The following is a 9,652-nucleotide window of genomic DNA, read 5'->3' as shown; positions in this document are numbered from 1 at the left end:
ATGCAGACACGGCGGCGCAGCGGCTGCTCTGCGACGAGGCCGGGCGTTTCATCGCGGCAGTGGACACCGATCTTTCACCGCCGGAAAATGCTATTGCACTGTATTCTGCCTTTGGCCGCATTCTCGGCAGCGACGACCCCTTTGCGCGGGTCAAGCGGGAGAGCAACGAGCTGACCCTGTCCCTGCGCGAGGAAATCCGGCGGAAAATTGAGGCGGCTGACGATCCGCTGCGGGCGGCGGTGCGGGCGGCCATTGGCGGCAACATCATTGATTACGCGGCGCAGCATACCTTTGACGCGGCGCAGACCATGCAGGACTGCTTTGTGCGGGACTTTGTTGTTGACGATTATCCGGCCCTGCGGGCAGCTGTCAGCAACGGTCGCAGGGTGCTCTATCTCTGCGACAACTGCGGCGAGATCGTCTTTGACTGCCTGCTGATCGACCAGCTGCTGCGCCTTGGCTGTCAGGTCACGGCGGCGGTGCGCGGCGGCCCGATCATCAACGACGCGACGCTGGACGATGCCCGCCTCTGCGGCATGGACCAGCTCTGCCCGGTGATCAGCAGCGGCGTGGTCTGCCCCGGCACCCCGCTGGCCCTGTGCAGCGAGGAATTCAGGACGCAGTTCAATGCGGCGGATGTCATCATCAGCAAAGGCATGGGCAATTTTGAGACGTTGTCCGAGACCGTCGCCCCGATTTATTTCCTCTTCACCGTCAAGTGCGCCGAAGTGGCCAACCATCTGACCCGGCGGCTGGGTCTCGCGCCAAGCAGTCTGAGCGGCGGCGGCGAGATGGTGCTGCTGCGGCAGCAGAGAGGAAGCGCAGCATAAAGAGAAGACGCAGCCTGTCTTGTCAGACTGCGGGAGCGTCAACAATATCAGCAGGACGGCATCAGGAAGCCGCCTGGCGAGCTATCCACTATGAACAAGCAGAGCATCGAGAAGGTCTATAATCAGTATTCCGCTGTGTACGACAAGATATTCGGCCTCATCTATGAGAACGGGCGCAACGAGGCCATGAAGATGATTTCCCTGAACGGCAACGAGAAGGTGCTGGAGGTCGGAGTCGGCACAGGGATCAGCCTGACGAAATATCCGCGCACAGTGGACATCATCGGCATTGATCTTTCCCAGGAGATGCTGGAGAAAGCCAAGGAGCGGGTCAACAGATACGCGCTGACCAATGTCCAGCTGAAGATCGAGAACGCGGAGGAGATGTCCTTTGCGCCGAATCAGTTTGACAAGGTGATCATCATGTATGTGCTCTCGGTCACGCCCAACCCGGAAGTGCTTTTGGACAAGGCCATCAGCGTCTGCAAGGAAGGCGGCGAGGTGATCATCATCAATCACTTCAGCACGAGGAAGGCCTTGCGGAAGTTTGCTGACTACGATTTTCTCCAGCGGGTGGAGCGCAAGCTCGGCTTCAGGGTCTATTTTCCCATGGACAAGTATATCCAGCACCTCAACAGGATGGGCTACACCAACGTCGAAGTGAAGCCTGTCAACTACGGTTTGTCCAGAATCGTCAGGATCAAGAAGGAGAAAGCGCCGTTCTGGCCGCATCACTCACACTATCAGCAGCACGCTCATGCAGCCTGAGTGCTGAAGCCGCCTCTCCCGCTTTTCTCTCCCTAGGCCCGGCCTTGTTCCTGCCGGGCTTTCCGCAGCAGCAGACCGTGCGTTCAGACAAACCAGCCAAACTCCGCTCCGGCTTCACCACCGGAGCCTGCGCCGCCGCCGCCGCCAAGGCGGCGGCCTTGACGCTGCTTGGCAGCGGGCCGCGTCCGCAGGTGGACATCCCCTTTCCTGACGGCAGCCGCCGCAGCTTCCTGCTCCACAGCTGCGCAGCAGGGCGGAACTGCGCTTCGGCCTCAGTGATCAAGGACGCGGGCGACGACCCGGACGTGACCAACGGCGCGGAGATCATCGCCGCTGTGGCAGCGCAGGAATCGGGCGGCGCAGGCGAGGCCATAGCCTTCAGGGCAGGTCAGGGCGTGGGCACTGTGACCAAGCCCGGCCTGTCTGTGCCTGTGGGCGAGCCGGCCATAAATCCAGTGCCCCGGCAGATGATCCAGGCGGCGGTGCGGGAAGCTTTGCAGGAGCTGCGGCAGGACGGCCTGCGCCTGACTGTCACCATCAGCGTGCGCGACGGCGAACAGCTGGCGGAAAAGACGCTCAACCGGCGGCTGGGCATAGTCGGCGGGCTGTCCATCCTCGGCACCACCGGCATCGTCCGCCCGGTCTCAGCCGAGGCTTGGACAGCGACTATTGACGCGGCCATGCAGGTGGCCCGCGCTGCCGGGCTGGACGAGGTGCTGCTTTCCACTGGGCGCACATCCGAGTCGGCGGCGCAGCGGCTGCTGGCTCTGCCGGAAGAGGCGCAGGTGATGATGGGCGATTATCTCGAACATGCGCTCTTGGCGGCGCGGAGGCAGGGCTTCCGCCGCGTTCATCTGGCGGGCATGTGGGCAAAGGTGCTGAAATGCGCCTTGGGCATTCCTCAGACCCATGTCCGCAACGGTGCGCTGGAAGCGCGGCAGGCGGCTGCTCTGCTGGCTGAACTGGGGCTGGATGCGGAGGCCGCAGCCGGGCTGGCGCAGGCCAACACGGCCAAGGAAATCTATCAGCGGCTGCTGGCGCAGGGCCGGGCTGACTTGGCGCGGGCGGTCTGCCTGCGGGCCAGGCAGTATGCCGAGCAGCTCTCCGGCCTGCCGGTCAATGTGCACTTGGTCACTTCGGAAGACGGGGTGGTTGAGCAGGTCTGAGTCCTGCCTGCATTCTCTCACTCCCGCCTGAACTTCCTCCACGGCGACACTGGCTGCATGTGCCGCCGCAGCTCGTCCAAAGGATACAACGTTCCCCGCCATGCAACACCTCCCTTGCTCAGCGCGGCCAGCGCGCTTTGCCAGAGGATGCAGAGCTTGAGGTAGGGTGTCAGCAGAAACCAGCGCAGGCAGAACAGGTTCAGGCCAAGGGCGCGGATGCTGACCAGCAAGGACAGCGCGGACGCAGCCACAGTCAGGCCGCAGACACGCCGCAGCCAGCCGTCAGCCAGCAGCAGTCCCCAGAACGGCAGAATCTGGCCGCAGAGCACGAACAGGGTTGCTGCGGCCAGCCCGCTCAGGCGGTAGTCGAGCGCGGCAAAGGCGTTCTTGCGCAGCCCGCGTATCATCTCAGACACAGAGCCGTACCACGGCACGCTGACGAAATGACGGCCATTAAGGCACTCCTGTCTGCCGCCGCACTCCTTGACCAGACGGCCCAGCAGGATGTCGTCCACCGGGCAGAGACGGATGGGGCGGTGTCCGCCGCACTTTGCATACAGCGAGCGGCGCACGAGGTTGAAGCCACCGGTGCCAAAGAAATAGCGCGGGTCTGGGTCCAGCGTCCGCCAAGGCTTGAAGACCGTCAGCAGGCCGGAGAGGCTGTCCGCTGCCAGCATGGCCAGCAGCGGGCTGGGCAGGTCCAGCCGAAAGATCAGGCAGAGATGGTCGAGATGCTGTTCCATCATCCTGGTCACAGCCCGGCTGACTGTGTCAGGAGCCAGCCGCACGTCCGCGTCCGTGAAGAGCAGGAATTCGCCCTGCGCCTGCTCCGCGCCGAGGTGGAGCGCATGTGTCTTGCCCAGCCAGCCGGGCGGCAGCTCCTGGATGCGAACAACGCGCAGCTTGGGATGCTGCGCCGCTATGCGCTCCAGAATGGCCGGGGTCGCATCGGTGGAGCGGTCGTCGAGCGCGATGATTTCCAAGCGGGGATAGGTCAAGGCCAGCACCGAGTTGAGCGCCTGCTCAATATGCTGCTCCTCATTCAATGCCGGAATAATGACCGAGACGAACGGCAGCTCCGCCGCATTGATCGGCGCGACCGTGTCCAAGAGGGGAATGTTCCAGCAGGCGAACATATTTTCCAGCAGGAGGAAGAGGGTCAGGGCAAAGACGAGGAGCGCGGCTAAAAGGAGTATGTTCATGGCGGGATGACCTTGGAGGAGGAGACATCGTTCCGCGCCAGTCGGAATGACCGGCGCAGGGTTACTGCTTAGCTGCCCACGCGGCCAGCTTCTCGCGGAAGATCTTTGCGTTGTGGCGGATGTCAACCGGAAAGCCGGGATGCACAAAAAAGGTCTTGATGGAAGCGGTGAGCGAGTTGCTTGCGGCCAGCCGCCGCAGTTCGATGAAAAGCTGCTGCCTGTCCGGCACCTGCTCGCGCAGCTCAACAATGATGACCGGCTGCTGCTCGCCGGGCGGACCGATGCCCACCAAGGCCGAGCGCAGCACCTGCGGGTGCTCGTTGAAAACAGCCTCGCAGCAGATGGTGTGCATCGTCCCGGCGGGCGTGAGCACACGGTGCGCCTTGCGGCCGCAGAACCAGAGTCTGCCCTGCTCGTCCAGATAGCCGACATCGCCCATGCGGTGCCAGAAGCCGCTGCTGTCCGGTATCTTGGCCAGCCGCGTCTCAGGCTCGTTGCCGTCATAGGCCCGCGTCACCACCGGGCCTTTCACCACGATTTCACCAATATGGCCCGCAGGCAGCGGCTTGGCCTCCTGCCATGAGACCAGCGGCCCGTCCACAGGCCTGATGACACGCACGCTCATGCCCGGCAGTGGCCTGCCCACGCAGGCACCTTTGCCGATGCGCGTCTGCTGCCATGTCTCCCGCAGTATCTCCTCGCCGGTGATGGAGACCGAAGGCAGGCTCTCGGTCGCGCCATAGGGGGTATAAACAGTTCCTCCCTCCGGCATGATGCGCTGCACCCGACCGATCAGCTCGCCGGAGACCGGCGCGCCTGCCATCAGCACTTTCTTCACCGACAGAGTGATGCCCGCAGCAAGGCAGTGGCGGCTGACCACGTTCCAGATCGCCGGCGAGCCAAAGGAATACGTCACCTGCCAGTCCTGCATGGAGCGGACGAACTTAGCCGGGTTGACCTGCGCTGGCCGCGTGGGATCCATGTCCGGGATCACCGCCGCAGCACCGAGGGCCGCAGCAAAGAGGCCGAAGAGCGGGAAGCCGGGCTGATCAATGTCGCCAGGCCCGATGCCGTAATAATCGCGGATCAGTTTGAGCTGATGGAAGAAGATGCCGTGGGTGTACTGCACGCCCTTGGGCGGCCCGGTTGAGCCGGTGGTGAAAATGATCGCCGCAAGCTCGTCCTCGGCAGTGACTGCGGGGCTGAACGCCGCGCTCATGCCCTTGCAGGCCGCTGTCAGCGTGCTGCCGCCGATGCCGAAGGATGGCCCGACGCAGACGCGCCGCCGCACGGTTTTGAAGGGCTTGGGAAAGAGGCGCGAGAAAAGCTGCGCCGCCGGTATGCCGATCAGCACTTCCGGTTTGACCGCGCCGATGCAGCGGAGCAGGTTTTTATAGCCCATGCCCGGATCGATGAGGATCACCACTGCGCCGAGCTGGAAGAGGGCAAAGCTGAGGGCGATGAAGTCCAGCGAGGGCCGCACCATGAGCATCACCCGCTGGCCGCGCCGCACGCCTTGACCTTGCAACGCGTTGGCATATTGGCAGCTGATGGCCAGCAGCTCGCGGAAGCTCCATTGCTGGTATCGTCCGTTCCTGCCGGTGACTAAGGCGAGCGCGTCGCCCCGCGCTGCGGCGGACTCATGCAGGGCCGCGCCGATGTTGCAGTTGGTCATGAACGCTCCATGATGGCATTGCCGCAGCTTGGCTCATTCAGCCTGGCAATGCAGCTTCAGACCGGAAATAAAGCGGAACTCGTTGATGTTCTTTGTGTACAGCGCCAGATCATGCGTCAAGGCTGTGGCGGCGATCAGCGCGTCCGGGATGCTGAGTTTGTGACTGAGCGCATAGCTTTCCATCAGCTGCAAGAATGTGGCTGTGATATGCGCGTCCAAAGGAATATGATGCAGCAGGGCGAGATGCTGCCGGATCTGCCTCAGCTCCGCCTTGCTGCGCGCTCCTGAGCAGAGTTCCGCCTGCGTGACAGAGCTGACGGCGATCTCTTCCTGCCCGATCCGGCGCAGCTTGGTGACAATCTGGAGATTGTTTTTGTAGAACTCCACCAAAATGTTTGTGTCGCAGAGTATCATGTCTGCTGCTGCCTGGGCCACGCCTGTTTGCGGATGGACTGAGCAGTGATCTCCCTGTTCTTCCAAATGCCTGCCACCTCAAAGAAATCCGGCGGCTTGCGCAGCGGATCAGGCTCCGCCGCAGCAGCGGCTGACACAGCTGACTCAACAAAATCCAGAGCAGCCAGCAGGTCCAGCAGCTGCTTCGCTTTTTCTTGGTCCCGCACGTGGACGATAATTTTTTCCATGCTTCAGTTCCTCCAGCGCGCAAGGACGGCTGTCAATGTCTTCCTGCCGGCGGACTCATGCAGGGGCCGCGCGATATCGCAGCTGGTCATGGAGCTTCGCAGCAGGATGAATGAGTCGGCCGATGTCAGCGGGCTGTGTCGCCGCAGGTCTCGCCAGTCGCATCAGGGCAGCAGGGATGCGGTGTCAGGCGGCCCGGATCAACCGGCACCACTGTGCCATGCTGCCGCTGCCCGCATTCCTCCTTGGTCAGCAGGTCTTCGGTCAGCATGTCGCCTCCCTCCACAAAACGGCAGCAGACCTTCTCTGGCACTGGCGGCGCAACCGGCTTGGGCAGGCAGCCGACCACCGGCAGCAGCATGGAAAGGGCCAGCATGAGTTTCTGTTTATCGTTCATTTTTAGCCTCCTCTAAGACGATGCTCTAATATAACTGCCAACTGGCAACCAGCTTACAGAGCTGCGCTGCTCTTGTCAAGCGCACATGTCCGTCCTTCTTTTTGCCGCTCGTCAATCAGCTTGAGGAGCAGAGATATTTCCGGCTTGCCATGCCAGCTGCCAATGGTGCGGCTCAGGATATAGAATCCGGCAATGCCGACAAATATTCCCAAGTCATTGCCGATGACAAATACGGAAAGACTGTAGATGAGGCAGGCGAGCGCTGCCGCAAGCTGGAGCAGCCGTTTTATCCGCCAGTTTTCGTGCTGATACCGCAGCCAGGCGATCATGCGGCATTCTTTCGCGGTGAAGTCCATGACGCGCGTCCGTGCGGCACTCAGCTGCCAGCCCGCACCGTCAGCACATCGACCAGCCTGCCGGAGTACTTGCTGCGGATCATCTGCGTCAGCTGCGCAAAGCTGTTCACGGTCAGGCTCAGGCTGGCGAGCGTCGAGCCGGCAAATCCTTGCAGGACAAACGGGCCGTCGGCTGCGACGCGCACAGTCTCGCCCTGCCTGCCGCCTTCCTTCAGGTCGATCAGATTGAGCAGCAGGACGCTGTCGCGCAGATCCAGCACCGCCTGCACGCGCACGGTCTCCGCCGCGCCGCTCAGCTCCGCGTCAGTGACTGTGACATGCGGGCTGCTGCTGTGATCAGTGAGAATGCCTGCCTCTTCGCCCTGCGTCATGGTCAGCGGCACGCGCAGCCTGCGCCGGTAGATGCCGGTGCGCAAAGTGCCGTTTTCGGTGTATTTGGTCGAGACTGAGAGGGTGTATTCGTTGTTCCAGAGATCATCCTGCGCTGGAATGTCCGGCAAAACAGTGATCTCGCTGTTGGAGATCAGGCCGAAGCGCGTCTGCGCCGTGCTGCCGCTGCGCGTCCCCGCAATCAGACAGCCGCAGCCCGCCTGCGCCGGATTGAAGGCGAGATCGCTGCCGCGCAGCCGGAGCAGACCCTGGCCGCTGAGGACATCATGCAGCTTCAGCACCGTGTCCTCAGCACTGTTGACCAGCGGCAGCTTCTCAATCATCGGCAGGCGTTCCAGCTGCACCAGCTTCTGTATGGTCTCGGCAAAAGGACGGGAGGCGGTGACAGAAACCCGCAGCACTTCTTCCGCAGGCGGCAGCGGATCGTCCGGCGTGTCCAAACGCGCGGCAAAAGACAGGCGGAAGGTGAAGGCGTTGGCAATAGTCACCTGGTCGCCGTTGATCAGCGCAAACTGAATCTCCTCCATCAAGGAGCTGATCATCATCTGCACCATCTTCTCATTCCACTCAGGATGTTTCTGCGCTATTCTCGCAGCAAGGTCGGCGATGCCAATCACATTGCGGGGCACGTGAACAGCGCGGTACGATTGCGGTGTGGTCAGGGCGTTGACTTCGGGCCTCCATTGCACTGTTGCCATAGCGTTCTCCTCTTGTGTTGGACTGCGCGGTTGAGCTGATGGAATGTTCTGATCAAACAACGTAATCCGCAGCTCTTTTCTTGTCAACAGGAAAGCGTCAGCGTCGCCGCGCAGGAGCGGAAAATCTTCCGTCCTTGCTGACAGTAGGTGCCGCACAGCCGTGCGGGAGCGGCTCGCAGCCCGTGCGAGGTAGGCTGACACGCCGTGCGGGGAAAAGTCACGGCCCGTGTGAGAGCGATTCACACGGGCTGTGAGGGTGCGCCGCAAGCAGGTGCGGACGGCAGCCGGACGCTGTTCAGGGCTGCGTCAGACTGCTGTTCTGCGGATGCTGGGCCGCGTCAGCTGCGGTGCTCGTAACGCTCATGGCCCTCATGCCGGTCGTCGTCATGATGCTCACGCCGCTCGTGCCGCTCATCATGATCGTCATCCCAGTGCCGAACACAGCCGCTTCCGGTCAGCACCGCTGCAAACACCGCGCCCAAGGTCAATACCATGGCAACTTTTCTCATAACAGCCCTCCTGTTTTGGTTGATGTATGCTGCTTGTGTTTGCACAATAGCAGAAGGAAGATGAACGCAGGATGAACAAGCCTTTGTTTCTGTCTTTTTCATGCCGCATTCGCTGCCGCGCGTCACGGCCTGCTGGATTCATGCTATCTGCATATGAAGTAATATCCGTTGACTGTGGCATAGTGCTCCTCTGCCGAAAGCTCTTCGCCCAAGGTCGTCACTCTGAGCTTGTTGCCCTGCTTGTCTTTGAACAGGAACAGACAGGGCGCGGTCTTGTTTACTGCGCAGGCCTCAACCTCCACAAAGCCTTTGTCCCAGAATATCTTGCCGTTCCCTTCAGCTATGTCTGGATCATCGATTGGGCTGCGCTGGGTCTGCACAGGCTGCCAGCCAGCAGCTATGAGCTTGTCTCTGATGCTCCGGTATGACCGGCCTTTTATCCTGGGAACCGGCGCATGTTCCTCTGGCCGGCATGGGTCTGTTCTGGCCTCCGCAGCGCCGACAGAGAAAACACCGAGGAAAACAGCCAAGCAGATTCGTTTCATCTTTCTTTTCGTATGGATTCAATCAGCAGCCAGCCGCCCGTCCCGCAGCTCGACAATGCGGTGCGCGGTCTTGGCCAGCTCCGGGTTGTGGGTGACAAGGATGACGGTGAGGCCCTCGCGCTGGTTCAGCTCCTGCAAGACCGCGCTGATCTCGTGGCTGCGGGCTGAGTCAAGGTTGCCAGTCGGCTCGTCAGCAAGGAGGATTTGCGGGCGGTTGATCAATGAGCGGGCAATGGCCACCCGCTGCATCTCGCCGCCGGAGAGCTGTCCGGGCAGGTGCCGCATCCGTTTGTCCATGCCCAGCGAGCGGAGCAGCTCAACGGCCCGCTCCTCCGCGCCGCTGTCCTTGCTGTAGAATGTGCAGGGCAGCAGCACGTTCTCAAGGACGTTGAGGGTTGGAATGAGGTAGAACTTCTGGAAGATGTAGCCGAACAGCTCCCGCCGCAGCTTGGTCAGCTCGCGCTCAGACAGGGGCCG

At 61.8% G+C, this 9,652-nt stretch carries 13 protein-coding genes; 3 read left to right on the top strand and 10 right to left on the bottom strand.

The genetic code is table 11. The features are described from left to right. From ACNKID_RS00995 to ACNKID_RS00985, 3 genes are all read left to right on the top strand, one after another. A partial coding sequence (locus ACNKID_RS00995) for a damage-control phosphatase ARMT1 family protein (RefSeq protein WP_417911567.1) occupies positions 1-830 on the top strand: 830 nt, incomplete at its 5' end. Between the two features lie 90 nt (positions 831-920). Then, on the top strand, positions 921-1,598 hold the full coding sequence (locus tag ACNKID_RS00990; protein WP_417911566.1) for a class I SAM-dependent methyltransferase: 678 nt from the start codon (positions 921-923) through the stop codon (positions 1,596-1,598). Between the two features lie 77 nt (positions 1,599-1,675). Continuing rightward, on the top strand, positions 1,676-2,764 hold the full coding sequence (locus ACNKID_RS00985; protein WP_417911565.1) for a cobalt-precorrin-5B (C(1))-methyltransferase: 1,089 nt from the start codon (positions 1,676-1,678) through the stop codon (positions 2,762-2,764). A gap of 17 nt (positions 2,765-2,781) precedes the next feature. Here the strand turns inward: ACNKID_RS00985 and ACNKID_RS00980 are convergent, their stop codons facing one another. The 10 genes from ACNKID_RS00980 to ACNKID_RS00935 form a co-directional block, all read right to left on the bottom strand. Continuing rightward, positions 2,782-3,966 carry a glycosyltransferase gene (locus ACNKID_RS00980; protein ID WP_417911564.1) on the bottom strand — a complete coding sequence of 395 codons (1,185 nt, stop codon included), beginning with the start codon at positions 3,964-3,966 and terminating at the stop codon, positions 2,782-2,784. Positions 3,967-4,027: 61 nt separating this feature from the next. After that, positions 4,028-5,641 (bottom strand): fatty acid CoA ligase family protein, encoded by a 1,614-nt coding sequence (locus ACNKID_RS00975; RefSeq protein WP_417911563.1) that lies wholly within the window; start codon positions 5,639-5,641, stop codon positions 4,028-4,030. A 33-nt stretch (positions 5,642-5,674) separates the two neighbouring features. Continuing rightward, positions 5,675-6,055 carry a type II toxin-antitoxin system VapC family toxin gene (locus tag ACNKID_RS00970; RefSeq protein ID WP_417911562.1) on the bottom strand — a complete coding sequence of 127 codons (381 nt, stop codon included), beginning with the start codon at positions 6,053-6,055 and terminating at the stop codon, positions 5,675-5,677. Then, on the bottom strand, positions 6,052-6,282 hold the full coding sequence (locus tag ACNKID_RS00965; RefSeq protein ID WP_417911561.1) for a hypothetical protein: 231 nt from the start codon (positions 6,280-6,282) through the stop codon (positions 6,052-6,054). Before ACNKID_RS00965 ends, ACNKID_RS00970 begins: the two co-directional genes overlap by 4 nt. 125 nt (positions 6,283-6,407) lie before the next feature. After that, complete coding sequence (locus tag ACNKID_RS00960) at positions 6,408-6,677, bottom strand: hypothetical protein (protein ID WP_417911560.1); 270 nt, start codon at positions 6,675-6,677, stop codon at positions 6,408-6,410. A gap of 53 nt (positions 6,678-6,730) precedes the next feature. Continuing rightward, positions 6,731-7,033 carry a hypothetical protein gene (locus ACNKID_RS00955; RefSeq protein ID WP_417911559.1) on the bottom strand — a complete coding sequence of 101 codons (303 nt, stop codon included), beginning with the start codon at positions 7,031-7,033 and terminating at the stop codon, positions 6,731-6,733. A gap of 20 nt (positions 7,034-7,053) precedes the next feature. Then, entirely contained in the window at positions 7,054-8,121 is a 1,068-nt protein-coding gene (locus ACNKID_RS00950) for an HU family DNA-binding protein (protein ID WP_417911558.1), read from the bottom strand. Between the two features lie 338 nt (positions 8,122-8,459). Next, positions 8,460-8,630 (bottom strand): hypothetical protein, encoded by a 171-nt coding sequence (locus ACNKID_RS00945; RefSeq protein ID WP_417911557.1) that lies wholly within the window; start codon positions 8,628-8,630, stop codon positions 8,460-8,462. A gap of 143 nt (positions 8,631-8,773) precedes the next feature. Next, positions 8,774-9,175, bottom strand: a complete 402-nt coding sequence (locus ACNKID_RS00940) for a hypothetical protein (RefSeq protein ID WP_417911556.1) — start codon at positions 9,173-9,175, stop codon at positions 8,774-8,776. 18 nt (positions 9,176-9,193) lie between these two features. Further along, positions 9,194-9,652, bottom strand: a 459-nt coding sequence (locus tag ACNKID_RS00935) for an ABC transporter ATP-binding protein (RefSeq protein WP_417911555.1), incomplete at its 5' end; no start/stop codon positions are given.

The sequence above is a fragment of the Candidatus Electronema sp. TJ genome (assembly GCF_048287355.1).
Taxonomy (GTDB): Bacteria; Desulfobacterota; Desulfobulbia; order Desulfobulbales; family Desulfobulbaceae; genus Electronema.
This window is presented reverse-complemented; position numbering and strand designations above follow the sequence as displayed.

Coding starts and splice junctions, on each gene's coding strand:
- ACNKID_RS00945 (WP_417911557.1), bottom strand. CDS start 8,630: ATGAGAAAAGTTGCCATGGTATTGACCTTGGGCGCGGTGTTTGCAGCG.
- ACNKID_RS00965 (WP_417911561.1), bottom strand. CDS start 6,282: ATGGAAAAAATTATCGTCCACGTGCGGGACCAAGAAAAAGCGAAGCAG.
- ACNKID_RS00975 (WP_417911563.1), bottom strand. CDS start 5,641: ATGACCAACTGCAACATCGGCGCGGCCCTGCATGAGTCCGCCGCAGCG.
- ACNKID_RS00990 (WP_417911566.1), top strand. CDS start 921: ATGAACAAGCAGAGCATCGAGAAGGTCTATAATCAGTATTCCGCTGTG.
- ACNKID_RS00950 (WP_417911558.1), bottom strand. CDS start 8,121: ATGGCAACAGTGCAATGGAGGCCCGAAGTCAACGCCCTGACCACACCG.
- ACNKID_RS00970 (WP_417911562.1), bottom strand. CDS start 6,055: ATGATACTCTGCGACACAAACATTTTGGTGGAGTTCTACAAAAACAAT.
- ACNKID_RS00960 (WP_417911560.1), bottom strand. CDS start 6,677: ATGAACGATAAACAGAAACTCATGCTGGCCCTTTCCATGCTGCTGCCG.
- ACNKID_RS00955 (WP_417911559.1), bottom strand. CDS start 7,033: ATGGACTTCACCGCGAAAGAATGCCGCATGATCGCCTGGCTGCGGTAT.
- ACNKID_RS00940 (WP_417911556.1), bottom strand. CDS start 9,175: ATGAAACGAATCTGCTTGGCTGTTTTCCTCGGTGTTTTCTCTGTCGGC.
- ACNKID_RS00980 (WP_417911564.1), bottom strand. CDS start 3,966: ATGAACATACTCCTTTTAGCCGCGCTCCTCGTCTTTGCCCTGACCCTC.